Genomic DNA, 25,580 nt, shown 5'->3' on the forward strand with positions numbered 1-25,580 from the left:
ATTATGAAGTTGAAAATGCTAAATACTAAAAAAAATACGCTCTAGATTGTAAAAGGCGTACAGTATGTTGTAAATTTGCGCACGGTAAAATTATCAATATATTATTTTACTGTTATTTTATAAAAATTAGAGAATTCGTGGCTAAAAAAACAAATTATAAAGGTGCTTTGCAAAATAAAATCTTCGAAATTATTTCGCAAGCCTCTCAAGAACTTAATGTAGATAGTTACGTAATTGGAGGTTTCGTAAGAGACTTACTTTTAAAACGAGATTTTAAAAAAGATATTGATGTCGTTGCCGTAGGAAGCGGAATCGAATTGGCATTAAAAGTTTCAGAATTACTTCCAAAACAACCCAAAGTACAAGTTTTTAAAACTTACGGAACCGCAATGTTGCGTTTTGAAGATACAGACATTGAATTCGTAGGTGCAAGAAAAGAATCCTATCATTTTGATAGCCGTAATCCTGTTGTAGAAAACGGAACGCTAGAAGATGACCAGAATCGTCGTGACTTTACTATAAATGCATTGGCATTATCTTTAAATCCTGCTACTTTCGGAGATTTGTCAGATCCCTTTGATGGATTGAGTGATTTAGAAAATAAAATTATCAAAACTCCTTTAGATCCAGATATTACTTATTCTGATGATCCATTACGTATGTTGCGTGCTATTCGTTTTGCAAACCAATTAGGATTTGAAATTGAAGAAAAATCATTGCAGGCAATTACTAAAAACGCAGAGCGAATTAATATTATTTCGGGTGAGCGAATTGTCGATGAGTTAAACAAAATCCTTTCTACAGATAAACCTTCAGTTGGATTTTTATTGTTATTTCAAACAGGACTTCTTGATATTATTTTGCCCGAATTAACGGCATTAAATCAAGTAGAAGAAATAGAAGGACATACACACAAGAATAATTTTTACCACACCTTAGAGGTTGTCGATAATATTTGTCCGAATACTGATGATGTTTGGTTGCGTTGGTCTGCTTTATTGCATGATATTGGGAAAGCACCCACAAAACGTTTCAGTAAAAAACAGGGATGGACGTTTCACGGACATGAGTTTTTAGGCGGTAAAATGGCCAAGAAGATATTCGAACGTTTGCATATGCCATTAAATCACAAAATGAAATTTGTGCAAAAGATGGTAATCATGAGTTCGCGACCAATTGTTTTATCGCAAGATATTGTGACAGATAGCGCCGTTCGTCGTTTGGTTTTTGATGCGGGAGAAGATGTAGAAAATTTAATGATTTTATGTGAAGCCGATATCACCACCAAAAACCCAAGTAAATTCAAGAAATACCATAAGAATTTTGAGGTTGTACGGAAGAAAATCGTTGAGGTAGAAGAGCGTGATCACGTTCGTAATTTTCAGCCACCAATTTCGGGAGAAGAGATTATGGAAATTTATAATCTAAAACCTTCCAGAGAAATAGGAGTTTTAAAAGAAGCCATTAAAGAAGCTATTCTAGAAGGTGAAATTCCAAATGAATATCAAGCGGCTTATGATTTTATGCTCAAAAGAGGAGAAAAGCTTGGATTAACAAAAGCTTCAAAGTAATTAAGGTTCAAAGGCACAAAGGTTTTTCGTAGAGACGCACCGCAGTGCGTCTTTGTTAAGAAAATTAAGGAATGCATAGGTTTTTAGAAACTTAGTCCCGATCCCGAACCGTCGGGACGGGATAGATTCTCAGTGCCTCAGCACCTTTTTTAAATAAACATAGTAACGAGCTTTTTTAAGTTCATTTATTAACTAAAAATAGAGGTTCTGCAATTTTGCACCTCAAGTAAAAAAAATGAAAAGAGAAAATAAATCAGTAATCATTTGGCTTTTGTCAGGATGTTTTTTATTGTTTTTAATGGTTGTAGTAGGAGGGATTACCCGACTAACAAACTCTGGATTATCAATGACCGATTGGCATTTGGTAACAGATACTTTTCCGCCTATGAGTGAGGCAAAATGGAACGAAGCTTTTGAGCAATACAAGAAGTTTCCAGAATATCAAAAAATTAATATTCATAATGATTTCCAACTTTCAGATTATAAAATGATTTATTTCTGGGAATGGTTTCACCGTTTTATCGGTCGTATCATTGGTTTGGTTTTCTTTATTCCTTTTGTTTATTTTTTAATAAAGAAGAGATTAGACAGTTCGACAATAAAAAAGTGTATTGTTCTTCTGGCAATGGGAGCTTTTCAGGGTTTCTTGGGATGGTTTATGGTACGAAGCGGATTAATTGATAATCCAGATGTAAGCCATTTTAGACTTTCGCTGCATTTAACTTTTGCTTTTGTAACCTTTGCTTATACATTATGGGTTGCATTAGATTTAATTTATCCTGAAAGAAATAAAATCACCATTAATGTTACCCTTCGTAATATTGCCAGGATTGCCTTGGTTCTCCTTTTAATACAAATTATTTATGGAGGATTTGTAGCAGGTTTAAACGCTGGGTTAATTCACAATCATTGGCCATTAATGAGCGACGGACAATTTATTCATGATTCGGTTTTTATTGAGCAATCTACACTTGTAAAAAATTTAATAGAAGGTAAAAGTGGTGTACAGTTTGTACACAGAACATTTGCTTATGTAGTTGTTGCTATTATTCTTTTCTTATACTTTAAAAGCACACAATTTGCTCTTAGCAAAACACAATCAAATGGAATTAAAACTTTGGTTGTCTTTGTGTTTTTACAGTTCATTTTAGGTGTTTTTACACTTTTATATCATGTGCCACTTGCATTAGGTTTGATTCACCAAATAATGGCATTTTTCCTTTTAAGCGCGATGACTTATACTTTACACAGATTAAGTAAGTAATAGCCCAATATTCGATCTCATGAAAAAAGTATATCTATTCCTTTCTCTTGTTTTTGTATGTTTTGCATATGGTCAAAAGAAACCTCAGCCTTTAGTTATTTTGGATGCAAAAAAAATAGGCTATATGAATGAGGTACAAAATATTTTGGAACCAATAAATCCAAATGATATTTCGACAATGACAGTATATAAAGATGCTAATTCAAAGAAATATGGATCAGATTCTGGAGTAATTATAATCACCACCAAGAAATTTATTCTGGATACTTTTTATAAAAACAATATCGAAAATTCTCCACTGAAATTAGAAATTCCATCAGCTGAATATCTATCAAAAATAGGAGTTGTATCAGATAAACCAAAGAGTAAGAATCAGACTTATGATGAATTGTTGAGGTATATTGATACAAATACAGTCAATAATAAAATAGAAAAAATAGAATCGATAGTTTTTATAAAACCCGCAGATTCTCAGAAATTAAATCCTGATTGGAAATTTGGAGCAATAGAGATTACTCCAGCTGAATAAAGTTACAGAGGTTCATAGCTACAAAGGTTTTTTTTAAAGGTGCTAAGTTGCTAAGCTTCTGAGTCGCTAAGACTGAAAGCTTTGTGGTCTTTGCGTAAACTCTTGCGGCCTTTGCGGTTAATTCAAAGCAGGAACAGAGGTTCATAGCTACAAAGGTTCAAAGAATAAAAACTTTGCGGACTTTGCGTATCCCTTTGTGCTCTTTGCGGTTAAATTTTTACCACAGATTAGAAAGATTTTAAATGTTATTAATTTGTAATCAATAGATTAATAAATAATATTTTTTTTCGTAAATTACACTGACTATATTGTCGCAACTCTTTTGTTTATAATAACATAGATGTCTAAACTTGCTGCACAAGATAAATTTTATGATTTATCAGATTATGGAAGACCTTTTGGAAGGTTTTTTGCGAAAAAGTTACAAAATACACGATTTACACCTATAGATGTAACCTTGCTTTTTGGAATTTCGGGGTTGGTTGCGATTTATTGTATTCTGGAAAAACACTTTTATTGGGCAGGATTTTTTATAATATTAAAATCTATTATTGATGCTGCCGACGGAGAATTAGCCCGTATAAAAAACACACCATCTTATACAGGAAGATATCTCGATAGTATATTTGATATTATTTTGAATTTTTTGTTCTTAATAAGTATATGTTACGTTTCTAAAACGACTCTTCCTATTACAATCCTTGCTTTTTTATGCATACAATTACAAGGTACTTTATATAATTATTACTATGTGATTCTGCGAAATAAATCGGTAGGAGGAGATAGAACTAGTAAGATTTTCGAAGATAAAATCCCTAAAGCATTACCAGGAGAAAGTCAAAAATCGGTCGTTTTTTTGCATCAGGTTTATATTATTGTATATGGCCTTTTTGATAAAATAATTCATGCACTTGATAGTGATGCTTATAAGGTTAAAACATTTCCGAACTGGTTTATGACCTTTGTTTCTTTATACGGTTTAGGTTTTCAGTTATTACTTATCGCACTTATGCTAGCAATGGATGGTATCGAATATATCGCACCTTTTTTCATCGTATATTCTATCCTGATTTTTGTAATGATAGGAATAAGAAAATATTTTTATCCAGTGACGTAGTAATATTTAACCGCAAAGAGCGCAAAGGGATACGCAATCCCGAAGCGTCGGGAGCAAAGTTTTATCCTTTGAACCTTTGTAGCTATGAACCTCTGTACCTTTTAAATCTGTAGCAAGAAAAAACTACCCAATCCAGTTTTTAAAATCAGAAACTTTCTCGCGGCTTACAATTACCTCATCGTCTTTATAAGTAGGCAAAATTATTTTAAGACGTGAATTACTGTACAATACAATTTCTTTGATTGCCGGAAGCGGAATAATAAACTTACGGCTTACGCGATAAAAATCTTTTGGATCAAGTTCTTGTTCCAGAATTTCTAGAGTAGAATCGATTAAGTAATTTCTATTATCTGTAGTATGTAAATAAGTGCCTTTGTTCTCGCTAAAAAAACATTCTACTTCATCAGTTCCTATTACTTTTAAATGCTGTCCAATTTTAACGGTGAATCTTTTTTTATAGATTTTCTCGAATGGATTCGAAAGCATTTTTTTAATCTGTTCAAAATCTATTTCAAGGTTTTGAGTAGTGTTTTCTACTTTTGGCAACCGAGATTTAAATTTAGAAACTGCCACCTCTAAATCATCTTCGTCTATTGGTTTCAAGAGATAATCAATACTATTGAGTTTAAAAGCTTTTAAGGCATATTCATCATAAGCAGTTGTAAAAATCACGGCACTTTTGATATCAATCTTTTCAAAAATTTCAAACGATAATCCATCGGATAACTGAATATCAAGAAATATTAAATCTGGATGTTCGTTTTGAGAAAACCAATCAATTGCTTCTACAACTGAGTGAAGCATTACAGCTACGGGAACATTTATTTTATCAAGCTTACGTTGTAATAACCGCGCGGCTGGCTTTTCGTCTTCTATAATTATTGTTCTCATTTTTTGGTTTGGCAAAAGTTTTGGTTGGTTAAAAGTAGTAGTTAAAATTTAATCAGAAAATATTTTTATCTTTTTATTTAAATGAGAATTATTCCCATTTTTGGTTGGCTTCTTTTTTCATAAATTCTTTTATTTTTCGTTCTTCCCAGTCTATGCTAAAGAATATGTTTCTTCCAAATACTGTAAAAGCATGAATTACCAGACCGATACCCCAAAATATTGCTGTAGAGAATGTTTCCCATCTCCAGAACTCTTCATTACCTATAATACCTCGATTTGCACTAGCGATAAGAATGAATATATTTACCAGAACATATATCATTAAGTGAGAGTAAAAACCCTTTATCCTTTTCATTCTTTTGTATGCTAAATTATAACGTTCGTCATTTGTTATGTTTCCGTCATAATCATCGTAATCTTCAAACATGCGTTTTCTAAATCGTCCCATCTTGATCTAATTTAATGTTATTGCCATTTTTCATTTTTGGATTTTTCTTTATCCATTAATTCTTTTATTTTTTGTTTTTCCCATTCTTTACCAAAAACAGGAAAACAATTAAAAACTTTTAATCCGTGAAATAATACTCCTAATCCCCACCATAGTAATGGCCAATAAAACCATAAATGATTAGGGCTGTAGTTTAAATTAATAAAAAGTAAAATAAGGTTGACTATTATAAATGAAGCCAGATTACTATAGAATCCTTTAATGTCTTCAACTCTTTTTTTAGCTTTTAGATAACGGTCGTCATGTTGATTATTATCTTCCATTATTTCCAGTTTTGTTTGTTCTCTTGTTTTCTTAGAATCTCCTGAATTTTTCTTTCTTCCCAATTAGTACTATATCCAAATACTTTAAAAGCATGCATAAGTAATCCAAATCCCCAGCCTAAAGCAGAGAACCAAAACCATTGAAATCCTGGTGAAAATTGTAAGTTTACAAAAATTAGAAACGGAATTACACAACAATAGGAAATCAAGTTTCCATAAAAACCTTTAAGTTGTTCCACTCTTTTTTTGGCTCTGTAATAAGCACTATTTTCGCTATAATCGGATGTTGTTTCCATAACAGTAATTTGTTTTGTTAAAATTGGTATTCTAACGGTAAATGTTGCTGCATTTTGCTCAATCAATACTTTTCGATTGGTAATAATGCCGTAACGGTTTACAATATTTTGCAATCCTACACCTTGGCGGTCTTGTAATACTTCTTTCTTTTGAAAATCATTTTGAACGACTAAATAATCTTTCTCAATGAATATCCGAATATGTAACGGTCTCTGTTCACTTACCACATTATGTTTTACTGTGTTTTCTAGTAAAAGTTGTAAGGATAGCGGAACTACTTTTGCTTCTGGATTAATATCTTTAGTTGGTAGTTCATAAAACAAACTGTTCTCAAAACGCATTTTTAACAAATTCATATACGTTTTGGCAAAAGCCAATTCATCTTCTACCGATACCAGTTCTTTGTCTTTTTGTTCTAAAACGTAACGATAAATTTTAGACAATGAGGTCGTAAAACGTTGTGCATTATCTGGGTTTTCTTCTATTAGAGAACTTAGTACATTTAAACTATTAAAAAGAAAATGTGGATCGATTTGATTCTTTAAGCTTTCGAATTTTGCAGAAGCTGTTCCCGCAATAATTTTCTGTTCCTTAACTCTATTTTCATTATATAATTTGTAAAAATAAAAGGCGTATAATGATAAGGTTATAAAAAAAGTAATAATAATAGAACCGATATAATTGGAGAGGTTTTCATTTGTTAAGAAAACTTCAAAAGACTTTTTATTGATAATAACCTCTTCTAGAATTCGAAGTAAAAAAATTACAAATAAAGTGACTAGAAAAGAGCCAATAAAACCAATTATTATCCTTTTTGCTGAGAATCTGTTTTTTTCAAATACTACATCTAAATAACTGAATAAGGTTGTGTTTGCAATATATAATGAGAGCGTATAAAGAAATGTAAACAGAAAGTAAATGAACAATTGTAAATCAAAATGAATAGTTTGACCAGATAGGAAACCTATAAATTGAACAACTACAAAAATTGCAATTGATAAGTACAGTACTCTGGGGAAGTCTTTATATATTTTATTCATTTTGTTTTTTTAATAAATTTGGAAGGAAGAATAACTAACAGATTAACTTCCTTCCCAATATTTTATGCTAAAATTTTATTTACAAGTTTTTTGAACTTCAAGAGCTCTGTCTAAACCCCATTTTGGAGAAAAAGGAGTTTCAGGTTTAAAAGTAGCAAAAAGTCCGATAGCTTTTTCAACCTGAGCACACAAAGGTTTCGTGTCAACTCCTGTCCATTTTGCACCACCCAATTGAAAATCGGCTTTGCCAAAAACAACTCTAGGATTATCTGGAGCCAATGCTTCAGCTTTGTTATATGTTTCCATCGTTTTAGCCGAATATTTCATTCCGTTAGTCATAGGATCAGCTACAACCCAAGCGGTGTAAATTAAAGCTTGTAAAACGTAAAGTTCCGCATTGTTTTGATCTTTTATCATTTCGATATTCAATGCATTTTGCGCTTTTGTAAGTAACAAATCTATTTGTGTTTTATCTTGAGTTTTAAAAGCCGATGTTGTATTTACTAATGCAACATAATAATTAGGCAACCAGCTTGTTTTTTCGGCAGCAGCGATTCTTTCAAACAAATCTGATGCTTCCGTATTTTTTCCTTCTTTCCAAAGCCCAAAAGCTTTTCCCATTCCTTGTTCAAATTGAGTTTGAGCAGATAAAAAACTGCAAATAAATAATGTAATCGCGGTAATAAATTTTGTCATGATTTCTTGTTTTAAGGTTTAGTTATTTTTTGATGATTGAAACGTTTGTTAATTTATACTTCAAAAGTATTATAGATTTTATTCTCTTTAAATTTTATGTTACTGAGTTGGTTTTTTAAAGGTTCTAAGATGCTAAGGTTCTGAGGTACTAAGTTTTTTTATTTCTTTTATAGATTCTGAACTTAGGCGCTTAGCCTCTCAGAGCCTCAGCACCTTCTTTTCTGATGATTGAAACGTTTGTTAATTTATACTTCAAAAGTATTATAGATTTTATTCTCTTTAAATTTTATGTTACTGAGTTGTTGATTTTTAGGGATGAGTTGTTTGAGGAAGGTTCAAAGGTTTTTTAAAAGAGGTTCAAAGGGACAAAGGTTTTCTTTAAGGTTCTAAGTGGCTAAGGTTCTGAGGGACTAAGTTTTTTAGCTTCTGAGAAACTTAGTCACTTAGTTTCTCAGAACCTCTTCTACACGATATTGGTAAAACCTTTGAACCTTAGTCACTCAGAACCTTTGAACCTTTCCTCTAAAGATTCTTCAACTGATTCTCATTTTTATTATCACTAATAGTCCAGAAGAAACCAATAAAGAAAAAACGGTCTGCTGTAGGCGTAACGGCTTGTCGGTTATAAACTCCGGTTGCATCGGGGTTTTTTGCATAATCGTATCCAAATACATTTTGAGTTCCTAGAACATTCGAAACCGAGAAGTATAAAATCTTTTGAGTCGTTAATAAATACGCCCAGCTAAGACTTAAACTATTATATGATTTTGTTTTTCCGTTCATGAATTTTGTTTCATTTGGATTGTTGTAAGGTCTTCCTGTGCTAAAACTGTTTGTTAAGCCAACTTGCGATTTCCAATCGGTAATAAAATATTTAGTTACAACCGATAAGTTTTGGTCGGCAACAAAATCGGGAGTTACACTTGTTGGGAAATTTTTATAATCTCTTTTGGTGTCAATGTAGGAGTAGGAAATCCAGTATTCCAGATTTTTGTATAATTTACTATCTCTCCAGAATATATCGATTCCTTTAGCATAACCAGAACCATTGTTATTAAAAACCGAATTGTATTGAATGTTTTGCGTGTCGTATTTTACCAAATTGCTGTAATCTTTGTAATAGGCTTCGGCTCTAAAAGTGCGTCCCGTTTTATTGTATTGAAAGTTTAAAATATAATGTGCTGCTTTTTCGCTTTCAAACTGATGGTATTTTGAATATTTGATATAATCAACAACTGGAGTTTGTGTAAAGTCTCCATAAGCAAGTGAAAACTGACTATTTTTTGCCACTTTGTATCCTAATGAAATTCTTGGAGCTAATGCAGTTTCATCAAGTAAACTATTGTTAGAAGCTCTAAGTCCAACTTTTGCAGCTAGTTTACTAGAGAACGAAATTTCAGTTTCGGCATAAATAGCAGCAATGTTAGAGTCGTAACCATTAGTAATTGTAGGCGTTACATTATCCTGAAAATCTTCACTGTATTTAGTAATAAAATAATCGGCACCAAATGATAGTTTCACTCTGTTGGAAAGGCTCTTTTTTAATTTTAATTTAAGATGAGCAGCATTTTCATCATCGTTTAAATGATCAATATCAATATCTTTTTTATTGTTACTATATCCATAACTCAATCCCGAAGTAATTTGCCAATTACTACCAAATGTTCCATTATATACCGTGTTTAAGTAAAAGTTGTTGTTTACTAAATTGACTCTTATTTTATCTTCAAAATTGATGTTTTTCTGGTTAAGGTCGATTTTTTCAGTATCAAAAGCGGCATATAATTTCAGGGTTCCGTTGGCAAAATGATAACGATATACACTTTCTCCAGATATAGATTGATAGGGTTGGTTCCAATCAACATCTTGTTTTATAACCGCCTGATAAGGAGCCAGGTTAATATAGCTCACATTTACGCTTAAAGAGCTTTTATCCCATTTTTTTGTGTGTCCAACACCCAATCCTACAGTCATCATAGCGATGTCTGTTTTATTTTGATCAGGTTCATCCTGAGTATTTAATAATAATACACTAGATAAAGCTTCGCCATATTCTGCCGAATAACCTCCTGTAGAAAAAGCAATTCCGCTAAATAAGAAAGGAGAAAAACGACCACGAGTAGGTAAGTTCTGAACCGTTGCGCCATAAGGCTGAGAAACTCTAATACCATCAACAAATGTTTGTGTTTCGTTGGCTTCTCCACCACGAACGAATAAACGTCCGTCTTCGCCCACACTTTGAGTTCCTGGTAAGGTTTGCAGTGCAGCAATAATATTTCCTGCAGAACCAGCAGTGGTAACAATGTCCAGAGGTTTTAAAACCGAAACCCTGGCTTTATCGCCAGACTCCATAGTTCCGGCAGTAATAACAACGGCATCTAATGAATTTACGTTTTCCTTTAGCTTTATAATTTGATTTTTAAAATTGGCAGGATCTATTGATGTAGTTGACGTTTCATAAATTAAAAAACTTACTATTAATATTTGATTTCCTGAAGTTTCGGTTGTAAATGAAAACTCTCCGTTTTCGGCACTTGTAGCACCATCGTAAGTACCATCTATATATATGTTTGCCCCAGCGATTGGCTTTCCTTTTCCGTCAACTACTTTTCCCGAAAGTGTATTTTGGGCAAAAATAACTGAACTTATTACTAAAAATAAGATTGTAAAAAGGGATTTGATTTTTAATCCTATTCCGTTTTTATTTAATTCTAGACACTTGGTTTTCATGTTTTTTGATTTTGATGAGACAAATATATTTTGTTAATTTTAACATTAAAATATTAAGTAACCCAATTGTAGAATTTTGAGGATGAGTTGTAAAATACTTATTTGTATCTTAGCTTCTGTATTTCAAAAAACGATTTATTATGTCAGAAAATAAAAGAATTTCAAATCTATATCAGTCTATTTATAATGGAAATCCTTGGCTAGAAGTTAATTTAGCAAATACATTAAAAGATGTAAGTGCAGATCAGGCATACAGGAAAATAAATCCTAATTTAAATACGATTTGGGAAATTGTCAATCATCTTATACAATGGAGAAGAAACATTTTAAGACGTGTTCAGGGAGAAACTGTTACTACTCCTGATCATAATTATTTTGTACCTGTTTTAGATTCATCTGAAGCAGCTTGGGAGCAATCACTTCAAAGTCTGGCAAAATCACAAGAATTATGGAATTCATTTTTAGATGATTTTGATGATGCCGATTTAGATAAAATATATGTCAATAATAATCATACCTATTATGAGCATATTCATGGAATCATTCAGCATGATGTTTATCATTTAGGTCAAATTGTTATTCTTAAAAAAATGCTCAAAACGTTATAATCCACTTTATGAAAAAAGCAATAGTATTACTCGTGTTTTTATTTATGAATGTTATCGTATTTTCGCAGGAAACAGAAGTTAAGTTTGATGAGAATTTAGCAAAATCTCTAAATGCGGACGATTACGGAATGAAGAAATACGTTTTCTGTCTTTTAAAATCTGGAACAAATACAACAGCTTCAAAAGAAGAAACCAAGAAATTATTTGAAGGACATATGGCTAATATTGGCAAATTAGCCAAAGAAGGAAAATTAGTTGTAGCTGGACCTTTTATGAAGAACGATAAAAATTATAGAGGGATTTATATTTTTAATGTAGCAACTATTGAAGAGGCAAAAGCACTTGTAGCAACAGATCCCGCAATAAATGCAAATTTGCTTGAAGCCGAATTAATACCTTGGTACGCAACTGCAGCTTTGCAGGAAACATTAAAAATTCATGAAAAAATCGCCAAGAAAAAAATGTAATACTATTTATGAAAACTGAAAAAGAAAAAATGATTGCAGGAGATTACTACTTAGCTGGTGATTCAATTTTAGTAAAAGATCGTAGAAGAGCTAAAAATTTGCTGCATCGTTTAAATGTAACAGAATACCGTTTGACTAAAAAAGCCAAACTAATTTTAGAAGAATTAATCCCAAATACAGGCAAGAGTTTTTATATAGAACCACCGTTTCATTGCGATTATGGATACAATATTACTTGTGGCGATAATGTTTACTTTAATGTAAATTGTGTTGTTTTGGATTGCGCCCCAGTTAATATTGGGTCGAATGTATTTTTTGCACCCAATGTTCAAATTTATACAGCTACACATCCGCTTGACGCAGAATTAAGAAAAACACTCGAAAATGCGTTGCCAATTTCTATAGGAGATGATTGTTGGATTGGAGGAAACTCAGTAATATGTCCGGGAGTAACCATCGGGAAAGGTTGCGTAATAGGAGCGGGATCGGTTGTAACAAAAGATATTCCTGATAATTCGCTTGCAGTAGGGAATCCGGCAAAAGTTATCCGAAAATTAAATCAAGAATCAGAAAATAATAAATAATGCTTTCATTAAATAAAGTACACCATATCGCTATTATTTGTAGCGATTATAATAAGTCCAAATTGTTTTATACCGAGATTATGGGTTTAACTATAATCAGAGAAATTTACCGCGAAGAACGCCAGTCGTATAAACTTGATTTGGCATTAAATGGAGAGTATATTGTCGAGTTATTTTCGTTCCCAAATCCGCCAGCAAGGACTTCCCGACCAGAAGGAGCAGGCTTACGTCATTTGGCCTTTGAGGTGTCTGATCTAGACGAAACAATTGCGTTTTTAGCATCAAAGAATGTCGCTTATGAAGCAATACGAATTGACGAAACTACCCAAAAAAGATTTACTTTTATCGCCGATCCAGATGATTTACCGTTAGAATTTTATGAAAGGTAATTTTCTTACTTTACTGTTAAAAAAATGCAATATTCGTATGTTTTAAATCGAATATGGTTCTGTTTCTCTAAATTTGCAAACCACTTATAAAAAGTGAGTTTAAACTTCAAACTTCTGATGAACAAAACGGCGCAAATCAAAAAGAATCATCAATTTATTAAATTTCGAAAATTAGTTATTGTTTCTGTTTTAATTGGTTTTCTCTCGGCATTTTTAGGAATTTCTCTCAAGAAAATAACGGAGTATTACGAAGAAATATTTTTTCATCAAGCTACGGTAAATCCGATTTTTTATGTGATTTTCCCTGTTTTCGGACTTTCGGTAATTTATTTCTTGCGTCAGTATTTATTCAAGAAAAAAGAAAATAAAGGGATCAAAGAAGTTTTTGAAAGTACCCAATCAAAGTCTAAAAATTTACCTAATTATAAAATTCCATCACATTTTATTAATGGATTATTGACGGTTATTTTTGGAGGTTCTACAGGAATCGAAGTTTCTACCGTTGTAGCAACAGCAACGATTGGCTCGGTAGCACAACAAAAAGAAAATATCTTTCGCCAATATAAAACCGAATTAATTTGTGCGGGAGTTGCGGCAGGAGTTACAGCATTATTTAGCAGCCCGATTGCGGGGATTTTATTTGCAATCGAAGTAATTTCAAGAAAAGTAACACGAGCTTTTATAATCTCTAATTTAATTGCAGTTTCTATAGCTTTCGGGTTAATTACAATTTTAAACGAAGGACCATTATTTGCTGTAAATATTACAACTTGGCACTTAAAGGCGATTCCGTATTTTATCCTTTTAGGTATTCTAGCAGGAATAAATTCGGTTTATTTAACTCGTTGTGTTTTGTTTTTTAAAGGTCAGTTCTCTAAGATAGAAACACATTATTATAAAATCATTTTAGGTTCAATTGTTCTTAGTGTTTCCTTATTTATATTTCCACAACTTTATGGAGAAGGATATCATGCAATAAATGGGATTTTTACAAATTCGGCAATTCCGTTAACGCTTACATTAACTTTTACCTTTATCGGAATTTTACTTTTAAAACCTATTGTAACTTCTATAACATTGGCTTCTGGTGGCGACGGAGGTGTTTTTGCACCAAGTCTTTTTATCGGGGCATTTTTGGGATTGCTTTTGGCATCAGTTTTAAATACGTTTTTTAATGCACAAGTAATTCCGTTAAACTTTATGGTAATTGGTATGGCAGCTGTTTTAAGCGCTAGTATTCATGCGCCATTTACAGCAATATTCTTAGTTTGCGGACTAACGAATGATTACACTTTATTTTTGCCAATCTTAGTTGTTTGCTTGATTTCTAAGTACACAGCAAAAATGATTTATCCGCATACAGTTTATACATTTTTACCAAGCATATCAAAATAAAATAATTTATGGGGGGTGTTACCAAAATAAAAAGAAGCTACCGAAAAACAAGATATATACTTTACAAAGAAACTTTAGTTAATTCTAAAGAGATATTCTGGTCATTCTTAGGCTCATTTGTAGGTATCGGATTGATTGCTTATACCCAAACCCAACATTTTACAGGATCAGATTTAGTGTACTTAATTGGTTCGTTTGGAGCTTCGAGTGTTTTGGTTTATGGAGAAGTCAGAAGTCCGTTTTCACAACCTCGTAACCTTGTAGGAGGACATGTTATTTCGGCAATTATAGGAGTAACAGTACAACAACTAGCGCCAGATATTATCTGGATTACAGCACCATTGGCAGTATCACTTTCTATTGTTTGTATGCAAGTAACCAAAACATTACATCCACCAGGAGGAGCAACTGCACTTATCGCCGTTACAGGTTCCAGCCAGATAAAAGATTTGGGGTATTGGTATGTTATCTCGCCAGTATTAACAGGAGTTACAGTATTGCTTATTATAGCTTTGATATTTAATAATCTTACTTCATATCGTAAATATCCAAGTCATAATAAATACCATAATACGTATCATAAATTCCGAAGAAGATTAAGCAAGAAAACATCTCCAAATAATTAAAGATAGGTATCGTTGATAACTATTTAGTGTTAAATACTAACAGCGAAAATATAACTTCCGTAATTTTGTGAAACTATGAAATTACGAAGTTTAAATAACGACGACACAACCCTAGAATTTTATATTCCGGATTACTCATCAAAATTAGAAATTCCTTTTTTTGATGTGGGAATTAGCGCAGGATTTCCATCTCCAGCCGATGATTTTATCGAGCTAACGATAGACCTCAACAAAGAATTTATTAAAAACAAAGACACTACTTTTTTTGCCAAAGTAAAAGGACATTCCATGAAAGATGTCGGGATAAATGATGGTGATTTGTTGATTATTGATAAAAGTTTAGAACCACAAAATAACAAAATTGCAGTTTGCCAAGTCGATGGTAAATTCACTGTAAAACGCATTAAAATAGAAAAAGATATCGTTTGGCTTATCGCCGAAAATGAAGATTATGAACCTATAAAAGTGACAGCCGAAAATGAACTTTTAATTTGGGGAATTGTAGTTCATTCGATAAAATCTTTTTAATTGTATTGAAATAGAACGCGGATTAAATGGATTTACTCCGTAAAAACGCTGAAAAAACTGATTTTTTTACAATATTAATAAAATCCGTTTTTTTCAGCGCTTTCGCGATAGCGAATCTGTTTAATCCGCGTGTCATTTATAGGTGTAGTTAAAATCTCCGCAATCCAGGAATCGTAGAGGCGCACCGCAGTGCGTCTCAACACACAGAGAGAAAGAATAGTTTCAAAAATAAATAAACAATGTTTGCTTTAGTCGATTGTAATAATTTTTATGCCTCTTGCCAAAGAGTATTCGAACCACATTTGATAGGAAAACCAGTCGTTATCCTTTCTAATAATGATGGTTGTGTTATTGCGCGTTCTGATGAAGCAAAGTTAGCAGGAGTTCCGATGGGAGCGCCCGCATTTAAATTTGAAGCATTGTTTAAAGAAAAGAATATTTATGTGTATTCTTCTAATTATGCTTTGTATGGCGATATGAGTAATCGGGTAATGAATATGCTTAGAACGTATACTCCCGATATTGAACTGTATAGTATCGACGAAGCTTTTTTGAAATTCTCAGGTTTCGAATTATTCGATTTACATAATTTGGGACTCGACATGCGAAAAAAGATTACAAGAGGTACAGGAATTCCAGTAAGTGTAGGTTTTGCTCCAACGAAAGCTTTGGCAAAAGTGGCAAATAAAATTGCCAGGAAATTTTCTGAACGAACTCAGAATGTGTATTCGATTGATAGCGATGAGAAAAGAATCAAAGCACTAAAATGGACAAAAATAGAAGATGTTTGGGGAATAGGAAGAAAGCATGCCAAACGACTGAAACAAAAAAATATCCTGACTGCTTATCAGTTTACACAATTATCTGATGCCTGGGTGCGTAAAGAAATGGCTGTTGTGGGACTTCGACTAAAACATGAGTTAGAAGGAAAACCAACATTAGATTTAGAAGCACCTCGAAATAAAAAAATGATTGCGACTACACGCTCATTCGAAACTAAATATGCTACTTATGATGAAATTTCAGAACGAGTAAGCACTTTTACAGCTTCGTGTGCCGAGAAATTAAGACGACAAGGTTGCCATTGCAATATGGTAACAGTTTTTATCCAGACGAATTATTTAGCAAACGACCAATCACAATATTCGCGTAGTATTACTATAAATACCGACTTTCCGACCAACTCCACAATCGAGCTAAATCAAGCCGCACAAAGAGGATTAAAGGAAATTTATAAAACCGGATATTCCTATAAAAGAGCCGGAGTTGTTGTTATGGGCTTAACGCCAAATGACGAAACGCAGCTTAATTTATTTAGTACTTCCAACCCGAAACATCAGCCATTGATGAGTGTTATCGATAAGATGAATTTAAGTTATGGTGATAACAAAGTCAAATTTGGAGTACAATCATTAGGCCGACAATGGAAAATGAAACAAGAAAGACTATCTCCCAAATTCTCTACAAAACTTAAAGATGTTATTACGATAGAGGTTTAATTTTTTTAATCTCAAATTGTATTGTGTTTCTTTTGATTGTCTAAAAAGGGAACGCGGATGATACGGATTCGCTATCGCGAAAACACGGATTAAAACGGATTTTTAAAATTTTAAATTTCGAGAGGAATCATTTTAATCTTTTAATCTGTGGCAAAAAAAACACGGAACACGGAACACGGATGACGCGGATTCGCTATCGCGAAAACACGGATAAAAACGGATTTTTTTCTTTACGGATTACTTTAAAAATCCGTTTTTATCCGCGTCTTTACTTTAGTAAATCCGCGTCATCCGCGTTCCATTTTCAAAGCAACCACATAATTTTATCATTAAAAAAAATATATTGTATCTTTGAATTTCAAAATTTTAGATGATTTCAAAAACGCACATATTATTTTTTGTTTTCTTGCTTGGTTTCTTTTTGATGCCAACGCAAGTAGAAGCGTGTGGTATGAAATCTGAAAAAAAGAAGCATACAACCGAAAAAGCACAAACAAAATCAACTGATGGTTGTTGTGATTCGAATTCTAATAAAAAAGGAAAAGATGGTTGTGCCGATAAATGCAATCATTCTAATTGCCGTTGTGTTACAGTTATTTCGATGTTTACTTCCGAAAAATGGAATGAAACTACATTAAATTGTTTTAATTTTTCGAATAAAAAGCAATTCTTTCAGTCTCATGAAGCCGCTTTATCTTCAGGCTTTTATAGTATCTGGTCTCCGCCAAAAATAAGCTAAAAGTTTTCTGTGATAGCCATAAGTGCGTCTAATAGAAAATGTTAACTTTAAGTATTCAAAAAATAAATATCAAATAACGTTCAGGAGTTTTACATTCTTGACAGATAATCTATAAAAAAAATGAAATCGATAAAAACTTTATTGGTAGCAATCGTTGCATTGTTATCATTTACTGCATGTGATGCAAAAATAAAAAACGCAAAAACCGAAACTGTAAAAATATTTGGTAATTGCGAAATGTGTAAGAAAACAATCGAGAAAGCAGGTAACTTAAAAAATAGTGCCGAAGTAGATTGGAACAAAGATTCTAAAATGGTAACGCTTACTTATGATGCCACCAAAACAAACAAAGAGGAGATATTAAAACGTATTGCTTTAGCGGGATATGATAGCAATGAGTTTTTAGCGCCAAATGATGCGTATGCTAAACTTCCTGAATGTTGCCAATATGAGCGAAATAATAAAAAAATGGCAATGGTTGTTCCTGCTGAGAAAATAAACCATGAAGCGCATTCTGGTCACGAAATGACTTCTTCGGATGTGGATCAAAAAGCAAATATTCTAAAACCAGTTTTTGATGCGTATTTTGGAATCAAAGATGCATTGGTAAAAACAGACGGTGCTACTGCTTCGGCGAAAGCCAAAACATTAGTAACAGCCATTGATGGGGTAAAAATGGAAAGTTTACCAATGGATGTTCACATGGTTTGGATGAAAGTTTTAAAAGATTTAAAAGAAGATGCCGAACATATTGCTGATACAAAAGATGCAACACACCAAAGAGACCATTTTGGAACATTATCTAAAAATGTATATGCGTTATTAAAAGTTTCAAAAGGGGAAACACCAACTTATTATCAGTTTTGCCCAATGGCAAATAACGGAAAAGGGGCAAACTGGTTGAGTAAAGAAAGTGCTATTAAAAACCCATATTATGGTTCGAAAATGTTGAGCTGTGGTAGTACTGTAGAAACTATCAAGTAAATGAAGCTATACATTAAAAACATGGTTTGCAGTCGCTGTAAAATGGTCGTGAAGTCGGAGTTGGAAAAACTCGGGCTTCATCCGATTGCAGTAGAGCTGGGTGAGGTAGAAATAGAAGAAAAAGAGATAAATTCATTAAAAGAAGATTTAGTAAATGTCTTGCATTCTTTGGGATTTGAACTTATAGATGATAAAAAAAGTTTGACTATCGAGAAAACTAAAACCTTAATCATCGAATTGGTTCATTATAAAAATAACGACCTCAGCACTAATTTATCCCATTATTTATCGACTAATTTACAACACGATTATAACTCGTTAAGTAATCTTTTTACGGAAGTGGAAGGGACAACTATTGAAAAATATTTTATCTCTCAGAAAATAGAAAAGGTAAAAGAGTTACTTATATACGATGAATTAAGTCTGAGCGAAATTGCTTATCAGCTTCAATATAGTAGTGTGGCACATTTGAGTAATCAATTTAAAAAAGTAACCGGATTTTCACCAAGTTATTATAAAAAGTTGAAAGACAAAAAGCGAAAACAAATAGAGGATTTGTAAATCTTATAAATCATAACCAAAATTGTACAAGCTTATTGAAGCGTTATTTTAGAAATTTGTTAAAGTAAAATTCATAAAAAAATAAAGCAATGACTCATACTTATACAATCACAGGAATGACTTGCGATGGATGTCGTACTAAAGTAGAAAAAACATTAAATGCTATCGATGGAATTGAGGCACGTGTTACTTTGGAACCACCATTGGCAACGATCACGATGGAAAAGCATATTCCGACGGAGCAACTGCAAGAAGCATTAACTGCGGTTGGAAAGTACACCATTGAAATGACTATGAATCATGGACACGAAAAGCCAGCTGAGAAATCATGCTGTAGTGCTGACGGACATAAACATGAGCATAAAAAAGAAGCTGTAGCGCATAATCATGCTGGAGGAAAATATTATTGCCCGATGCATTGCGAACGCGATAAAATGTATGACAAAGCGGGAGATTGTCCTGTGTGCGGAATGCATTTGGTACAAGAACCAGTAACAGTTCAGGCACACGAAAAGCCAGCCGAGAAATCGTGTTGCAGTGCTGACGGACATAAACATGAGCATAAAAAAGAAGTTGTACCGCATAATCATGCAGGAGGAAAATACTATTGCCCGATGCATTGTGAAGGCGATAAAATGTATGATAAAGCTGGAGATTGTCCTGTGTGCGGAATGGATTTAATACAAGAGCCAGCAGCTATTCAGGTTCAGCAATATACATGCCCAATGCATCCAGAGGTTATAAGTAATATACCAGGTGCATGCCCAATTTGCGGTATGGATTTAGTGCCAATGGAACCAACAGATAGCGAAGAGAATAAGGTCTATAAAGAGTTATTGCAAAAAATGAAAATAGCAATACTCTTTACAGTTCCTATCTTTTTTATAGCTATGATAGAAATGATGCATGATAATCCTTTGCTAAAAATAATGGATGTTGGGAAATGGAATTGGGTGCAATTGATTTTCTCGCTTCCTGTAATTTTTTATGCAGGTTGGATGTTTTTCGTTCGCGGATGGAAATCAATCGTGACTTGGAACTTAAATATGTTTACCCTTATCGCGATTGGTACAGGGATGGCATTTTTATTTAGTATCGTAGGAATGTTTTTTCCAGATATATTTCCAGAAGAGTTTAAATCGGGACACGGAACAATTCATCTTTATTTTGAAGCAGCAACAGTAATTATTACACTGGTTTTATTAGGACAATTGCTAGAAGCAAGAGCACATAGCCAGACTAGTGGTGCTATAAAAGAATTATTAAAACTCGCTCCTACAGAAGCGACTCTGGTAATAGATGGAGTTGATAAAGTAATTGCAATTCACGATATTAAAAAAGGAGATTTACTTAGAGTAAAACCCGGAGATAAAATTCCTGTAGACGGAAAAATTACCGATGGGGAGAGTACGATAGACGAATCGATGATTACTGGAGAGCCTATTCCTGTTGATAAAAAAGTAGGTGATGTGGTGTCTTCGGGAACTATAAACGGAAACAAATCATTTGTTATGATTGCCGAAAAAGTAGGTTCAGAAACTTTGCTTTCGCAAATTATACAAATGGTAAATAATGCCAGTCGTTCCAGAGCACCAATCCAGAAACTAGCCGATAGTATTGCTAAATACTTTGTGCCAATTGTTGTTATCATTTCTGTACTTACCTTTTTTATCTGGGCAAAATTTGGTCCAGAACCAGCAATGGTTTACGGCTTTATTAATGCAATTGCAGTATTGATAATTGCTTGTCCGTGTGCATTGGGTTTAGCAACACCAATGTCTGTAATGGTAGGAGTTGGAAAAGGAGCCCAATCGGGAATTCTGATAAAAAATGCAGAAGCTTTAGAAAAAATGGATAAAGTAAATGTTCTGATTACTGATAAAACGGGAACAATTACAGAGGGAAAACCTTCGGTAGAAAAAATTGTTGCGCTGCAATATTCAGAGGATGAACTGTTACAATACATTGCATCTTTAAATCAGTATAGTGAACATCCTTTGGCGGAAGCCGTAGTTAAATTTGCAAAAGCTAAAAATATCTCTTTGACAAAAGTAGATGATTTTGAAAACATTGCAGGAAAAGGAGTTATTGGAACTGCTATAGATAAAAAGGTTGCATTAGGGAATAAAAAATTAATGGAGCAAGTAGGAGTAATTGTTTCTGGAGCTATCGAAGAGAAAATTATTGCTGAACAAAAACTAGGAAAAACAGTTTCTTATATCGCTGTAGATAAAAATGTAGTAGGATTTGTTACTATAACCGATGCTATAAAAGCAACCAGTGCTGCCGCTATAAAAGAGCTTATGCGACAAGGAGTTGAGGTAATTATGCTTACGGGAGATAATATAAATACTGCTAAAGCGGTTGCCGACGAATTGCATTTAACTTCATTTCAAGCAGGTTGTTTGCCAGAAGATAAACTAAAAGTAATTGAGAAATTACAAGCCGAAGGAAAAATTGTAGCCATGGCGGGAGATGGTATAAATGATGCGCCTGCTCTAGCACAATCGGATATTGGGATTGCGATGGGAACAGGAACCGATGTTGCGATAGAAAGTGCCAAGATTACTTTGGTAAAAGGTGATTTGCAAGGAATTGTAAAAGCAAAAAACCTGAGCCACGCTGTAATGGCAAACATCAAACAAAATCTATTTTTTGCTTTTATATACAACGTATTAGGTGTGCCTGTTGCTGCGGGAGTTTTATATCCGTTTTTCGGAATATTGCTTTCTCCTATGATTGCTGCTTTGGCAATGAGTTTTAGTTCTGTATCAGTTATTGTGAATGCATTGCGATTGAGAAGTTTAAAACTTTAAAAACTAAAAAATGAAAATTTATTCAATACTCATATTGTTGCTTTTTGCGATAAGCACGACTGCACAAAAAATTGTGAGGTATGATTTATACGTAAAAGATACGTTGGTGAATTTTACAGGAAAGTCCAAAAGAGCAATTGCTGTAAATGGACAAATTCCGATGCCGACACTTACTTTTACCGAGGGAGATATCGCCGAAATTCATGTGCATAATCAGTTAAAGGAAAGTACATCTTTACATTGGCACGGTATCTTTTTGCCAAATCAGGAAGATGGAGTTCCTTTTCTTACACAAATGCCTATAAAGCCAGGGGAAACTTATGTGTATAAATTTCCTGTTATCCAAAATGGTACACATTGGTATCATAGTCATAGTGGTTTGCAGGAGCAAATAGGGATGTATGGTTCTTTGATAATGAAGAAGAAAACAGATGATCCTGATTTTAGAAAAGGAATCGATGATTTGCCTACAATCCCTGTAATGATAAGCGAATGGACAGATTACAATCCAGATAATGTACACCGAATGTTACATAATGCTTCGGACTGGTTTGCGATTAAAAAAGGAACAACCCAAAGTTATACCGAAGCAATAAAAGCAGGTCACTTTAAAACTAAAGTCAACAACGAATGGAAACGTATGATGGCAATGGATGTAAGCGATGTGTATTATGATGCATTTTTAATTAACGGTAAAAAAGAAAATGAATTTCCCAGACCATTTAAAGCGGGAGATAAAGTTAGATTGAGAATTTCCAATGGAGGTGCTTCGTCTTATTTTTGGCTTACATACGCTGGAGGAAAAATTACGGTCGTAGCCAATGATGGAAACGACGTAGTTCCTGTTGAGGTTGACAGATTGATAATTGGCGTATCCGAAACGTATGATGTTGTTGTAACAATTCCTGCCGATGATACTGCTTTTGAATTTTTGGCTACGCCCGAAGACCGAACAAAATCAACATCGATTTATTTAGGAACTGGCATAAAACAATTAACAAGCCCGTTGCCAAAACTCGATTATTTTGAGGGAATGAAAATGATGAACGGCATGATGAACATGGACGGAACCATGAACGAGATGGGAATGGGCATGAGCTTGCAAAAGATGGATATGAATGCTGTAATGTATCCTGAAATTACAGGAAGTGCATCAAAAGAAATGAAACATACTCCCGAAGAACCGATGAAAATGGCCGACGGAGAAAAAATGAATCATTCTACCCATCAAATGGAAGCGAGTTCTACAGATATTGCAACATTAAATTACAGCATGCTCAAATCGCCTACGGTAACAACATTACCCAAAGATGCTCCCGTTAGAGAATTACGTTTTGAGTTAACAGGAAACATGAATCGCTATTTATGGAGTATGGATAATAAAGTATTGTCTGAATCCGATAAAATATTAATTAAAAAAGGAGAGACATTACGAATCGTATTGTATAATAATTCGATGATGCGACACCCAATGCATTTGCACGGTCATGATTTTAGAGTATTAAATGGACAAGGCGAATATTCTCCATTAAAAAACGTATTGGATATTATGCCAATGGAAACCGATACGATTGAGTTTAGTGCCAATGCCGATGGAGATTGGTTTTTTCATTGCCATATTTTGTATCACATGATGGCAGGAATGAATCGTGTTTTTAGTTATGAGAACTCCCCACCAAATCCGTTATTACCAGATAAAGAATGGGCGTACAGAGAATTGCAAAAAGAAAGTAATATGAGTCATATTATGGCCGAGAATGATTTTGCTACAAACGGAAACGATGGTCGGGCAATGGTTCAAAATGCACGTTGGAGTTTTGGTACTGAGTGGAGATTAGGATATAATGATATGCATGGTTATGAAACTGAAACTCATATCGGACGTTATATTGGCAAAAATCAATGGTTTATGCCATTTATAGGATTCGATTGGCGTTATAGAAAATTTGGACATGATGAGGTCGAGAAAAACATCTTCGGACAAAAAAATACTAAAGACAATCGTTCTGTATTAAGTATTGGTGCCGATTATACCCTGCCTTGGTTGGTTATCGCTCAAGCCGAAGTTTTTACAGACGGTAATGTCCGATTGCAATTATCCCGAGAAGATATTCCGATTTCGCCAAGAATACGAATGGCTTTTATGGTAAATACAGATAAAGAATATATGGGAGGTTTAAAATATATTCTGACCAAAAACGCAGGAATCTCTACACATTATGATAGTGATATGGGTTGGGGATTTGGCTTGACGCTTAATTATTGAATTGTGTAGAATGTGAAATGGGAGAAGTGAAAAGCTAAACTGTATTTTAAAAGAAAACCATATAAGTTATATAAGAAAATATAAGTTTTAAAAACTTAAATGGACTTACATAACTTATATGGTTAAACTAAAATGTTATTTTTTGTTAATCGCTTTCTTGGGTTATAAATTATACAGATAACTTTTCTTGCGGATGATTTTTCCGTTTTCAGTCTCTTTAAATTTAGGAACAAAAATGATTTCTTTTGGCTTTTGATATTTATCCAGACTGTCAAAGATTGCATTGTCGATAGTATGTTTTTCGCCTTCAATAACCAAAACTAATTTTTCGCCAAGAGCCGTATCAGGAACACCAATTACAAAATATCTGGTATCTATTTTACCCGAAAGTTTTTCTTCTATTTGCTCAGGAATTAATTTTATTCCGCCACTATTAATGACATTGTCAATTCTTCCTAAAAAGATAAACTGATGGTCGTTTATTAGCTCGACTATATCATTGGTTATAATTGTTTCGTTAGAAATTGTAGGCGCATTTATAACAAGGCAATTTCTATCATCTTGTGATATTTGTACATGAGGTAAAACGGTAAAAGCCTTTTCTCCAACTTGTTTGGCAGCAATATGAGTAATCGTTTCGGTCATGCCGTAAGTTTCGTACACCTTAGTTTTTAGCTTAGATACACTTTTTATAAGTGTAGCATCCATTGCAGCACCACCTACAATAAGTTTTTTTACATTTTTAAGCGCAGGCAATGAATTTTGAACCTGTAAAGGAACCATTGCTACAAAATCGTATTTGGTATTGTTGTTTGTAAGAGGATGCAGGCTAGGAGCAACAAAATCGACATCCAGTCCAAGAATTAAACTCCTTACAATCATCATTTTTCCAGCGATATATTGAGTAGGTAAGCAATGTAACGCTTTATCACCAGGATGCAAATCAAAGAAATCACCCGTTGCAAGTGCCGACTCAATCATGGCTTGTTTCTCTAGCTGAATCACTTTTGGAGCTCCAGTTGTTCCCGAAGTAGTTATCTCGATATAAGATTTCTCATCAAACCAATCTAAGATAAACTCACCAATAGCTCTTTCATAAGCTTCGCCTTCTTTAACGAAACTATAGGCTATTTGAGATAAGTCTTCTCCATTAAAATGGTCTCCATTTAATTTGAAGAAATTGTGGACGTTTTTATATGTTATTTTTGACAT

The 25,580-nt window shown here is 33.4% G+C and carries 24 protein-coding genes; 17 read left to right on the top strand and 7 right to left on the bottom strand.

Annotated elements, in window-relative coordinates:
• Positions 1 to 137 precede the first annotated feature (137 nt).
• The 4 genes from AC3IPI_RS11670 to AC3IPI_RS11685 all read left to right on the top strand — a co-directional run bounded on the left by AC3IPI_RS11670 (position 138) and on the right by AC3IPI_RS11685 (position 4,481).
• A complete protein-coding gene (locus AC3IPI_RS11670; protein WP_409415899.1) occupies positions 138 to 1,571 on the top strand; it encodes a CCA tRNA nucleotidyltransferase in 1,434 nt (477 codons plus the stop codon).
• A gap of 235 nt (positions 1,572 to 1,806) precedes the next feature.
• Positions 1,807 to 2,835 (top strand): COX15/CtaA family protein, encoded by a 1,029-nt coding sequence (locus tag AC3IPI_RS11675; protein WP_039116011.1) that lies wholly within the window; start codon positions 1,807 to 1,809, stop codon positions 2,833 to 2,835.
• 19 nt (positions 2,836 to 2,854) lie between these two features.
• A complete protein-coding gene (locus AC3IPI_RS11680) occupies positions 2,855 to 3,364 on the top strand; it encodes a TonB-dependent receptor (RefSeq protein ID WP_489159114.1) in 510 nt (169 codons plus the stop codon).
• Between the two features lie 340 nt (positions 3,365 to 3,704).
• The gene (locus AC3IPI_RS11685) at positions 3,705 to 4,481 is read left to right on the top strand and encodes a CDP-alcohol phosphatidyltransferase family protein (protein ID WP_489159115.1); all 777 of its coding nucleotides are present in this window, start codon (positions 3,705 to 3,707) and stop codon (positions 4,479 to 4,481) included.
• 123 nt (positions 4,482 to 4,604) lie between these two features.
• On the opposite strand, the gene AC3IPI_RS11690 is transcribed toward AC3IPI_RS11685, so the two are convergent.
• The 6 genes from AC3IPI_RS11690 to AC3IPI_RS11715 form a co-directional block, all read right to left on the bottom strand.
• Positions 4,605 to 5,372 carry a LytR/AlgR family response regulator transcription factor gene (locus tag AC3IPI_RS11690; protein WP_039117809.1) on the bottom strand — a complete coding sequence of 256 codons (768 nt, stop codon included), beginning with the start codon at positions 5,370 to 5,372 and terminating at the stop codon, positions 4,605 to 4,607.
• An 88-nt stretch (positions 5,373 to 5,460) separates the two neighbouring features.
• The gene (locus AC3IPI_RS11695; protein WP_039116007.1) at positions 5,461 to 5,820 is read right to left on the bottom strand and encodes a 2TM domain-containing protein; all 360 of its coding nucleotides are present in this window, start codon (positions 5,818 to 5,820) and stop codon (positions 5,461 to 5,463) included.
• A gap of 17 nt (positions 5,821 to 5,837) precedes the next feature.
• A complete protein-coding gene (locus AC3IPI_RS11700; RefSeq protein ID WP_039116006.1) occupies positions 5,838 to 6,143 on the bottom strand; it encodes a 2TM domain-containing protein in 306 nt (101 codons plus the stop codon).
• Positions 6,143 to 7,480 (bottom strand): 2TM domain-containing protein, encoded by a 1,338-nt coding sequence (locus AC3IPI_RS11705; RefSeq protein ID WP_039117808.1) that lies wholly within the window; start codon positions 7,478 to 7,480, stop codon positions 6,143 to 6,145. The genes AC3IPI_RS11700 and AC3IPI_RS11705 overlap by 1 nt, the downstream gene beginning before the upstream one ends.
• Positions 7,481 to 7,555: 75 nt before the next feature.
• On the bottom strand, positions 7,556 to 8,176 hold the full coding sequence (locus AC3IPI_RS11710) for a hypothetical protein (protein WP_039117807.1): 621 nt from the start codon (positions 8,174 to 8,176) through the stop codon (positions 7,556 to 7,558).
• A gap of 522 nt (positions 8,177 to 8,698) precedes the next feature.
• On the bottom strand, positions 8,699 to 10,906 hold the full coding sequence (locus AC3IPI_RS11715; RefSeq protein WP_086893736.1) for a TonB-dependent receptor: 2,208 nt from the start codon (positions 10,904 to 10,906) through the stop codon (positions 8,699 to 8,701).
• A gap of 140 nt (positions 10,907 to 11,046) precedes the next feature.
• Here AC3IPI_RS11715 and AC3IPI_RS11720 point away from each other — a divergent pair, with 140 nt between their 5' ends.
• From AC3IPI_RS11720 to AC3IPI_RS11780, 13 genes are all read left to right on the top strand, one after another.
• Complete coding sequence (locus AC3IPI_RS11720; RefSeq protein WP_409415905.1) at positions 11,047 to 11,514, top strand: DinB family protein; 468 nt, start codon at positions 11,047 to 11,049, stop codon at positions 11,512 to 11,514.
• An 8-nt stretch (positions 11,515 to 11,522) separates the two neighbouring features.
• Positions 11,523 to 11,981 (top strand): YciI family protein, encoded by a 459-nt coding sequence (locus AC3IPI_RS11725; protein WP_039116002.1) that lies wholly within the window; start codon positions 11,523 to 11,525, stop codon positions 11,979 to 11,981.
• 8 nt (positions 11,982 to 11,989) lie between these two features.
• Positions 11,990 to 12,565: a sugar O-acetyltransferase gene (locus tag AC3IPI_RS11730; protein ID WP_489159116.1), complete on the top strand. Its 576-nt coding sequence runs from the start codon at positions 11,990 to 11,992 to the stop codon at positions 12,563 to 12,565.
• Complete coding sequence (gene gloA2, locus AC3IPI_RS11735) at positions 12,565 to 12,954, top strand: SMU1112c/YaeR family gloxylase I-like metalloprotein (protein WP_039116000.1); 390 nt, start codon at positions 12,565 to 12,567, stop codon at positions 12,952 to 12,954. Before AC3IPI_RS11730 ends, gloA2 begins: the two co-directional genes overlap by 1 nt.
• A gap of 117 nt (positions 12,955 to 13,071) precedes the next feature.
• Positions 13,072 to 14,349 (top strand): chloride channel protein, encoded by a 1,278-nt coding sequence (locus tag AC3IPI_RS11740; RefSeq protein WP_052259557.1) that lies wholly within the window; start codon positions 13,072 to 13,074, stop codon positions 14,347 to 14,349.
• A gap of 8 nt (positions 14,350 to 14,357) precedes the next feature.
• Complete coding sequence (locus AC3IPI_RS11745) at positions 14,358 to 14,975, top strand: HPP family protein (protein WP_039115999.1); 618 nt, start codon at positions 14,358 to 14,360, stop codon at positions 14,973 to 14,975.
• A 75-nt stretch (positions 14,976 to 15,050) separates the two neighbouring features.
• The gene (locus AC3IPI_RS11750; protein WP_409415909.1) at positions 15,051 to 15,503 is read left to right on the top strand and encodes a LexA family protein; all 453 of its coding nucleotides are present in this window, start codon (positions 15,051 to 15,053) and stop codon (positions 15,501 to 15,503) included.
• A 239-nt stretch (positions 15,504 to 15,742) separates the two neighbouring features.
• Positions 15,743 to 17,002 (top strand): Y-family DNA polymerase, encoded by a 1,260-nt coding sequence (locus AC3IPI_RS11755; protein WP_489159117.1) that lies wholly within the window; start codon positions 15,743 to 15,745, stop codon positions 17,000 to 17,002.
• 370 nt (positions 17,003 to 17,372) lie between these two features.
• Positions 17,373 to 17,741, top strand: coding sequence for a hypothetical protein (locus AC3IPI_RS11760; protein ID WP_489159118.1), 369 nt, complete (start codon positions 17,373 to 17,375; stop codon positions 17,739 to 17,741).
• 120 nt (positions 17,742 to 17,861) lie between these two features.
• The gene (locus AC3IPI_RS11765) at positions 17,862 to 18,725 is read left to right on the top strand and encodes a DUF3347 domain-containing protein (RefSeq protein WP_489159119.1); all 864 of its coding nucleotides are present in this window, start codon (positions 17,862 to 17,864) and stop codon (positions 18,723 to 18,725) included.
• Positions 18,726 to 19,286 carry a helix-turn-helix domain-containing protein gene (locus tag AC3IPI_RS11770; protein WP_039115993.1) on the top strand — a complete coding sequence of 187 codons (561 nt, stop codon included), beginning with the start codon at positions 18,726 to 18,728 and terminating at the stop codon, positions 19,284 to 19,286.
• An 89-nt stretch (positions 19,287 to 19,375) separates the two neighbouring features.
• Positions 19,376 to 22,102: a heavy metal translocating P-type ATPase gene (locus tag AC3IPI_RS11775; protein ID WP_489159120.1), complete on the top strand. Its 2,727-nt coding sequence runs from the start codon at positions 19,376 to 19,378 to the stop codon at positions 22,100 to 22,102.
• Between the two features lie 10 nt (positions 22,103 to 22,112).
• The gene (locus AC3IPI_RS11780) at positions 22,113 to 24,368 is read left to right on the top strand and encodes a multicopper oxidase domain-containing protein (RefSeq protein ID WP_489159121.1); all 2,256 of its coding nucleotides are present in this window, start codon (positions 22,113 to 22,115) and stop codon (positions 24,366 to 24,368) included.
• 162 nt (positions 24,369 to 24,530) lie between these two features.
• Here AC3IPI_RS11780 and AC3IPI_RS11785 read toward each other — a convergent pair whose 3' ends face one another.
• Entirely contained in the window at positions 24,531 to 25,580 is a 1,050-nt protein-coding gene (locus AC3IPI_RS11785) for an AMP-binding protein (protein WP_489159122.1), read from the bottom strand.

This window comes from Flavobacterium sp. GL_143 (genome assembly GCF_057834355.1).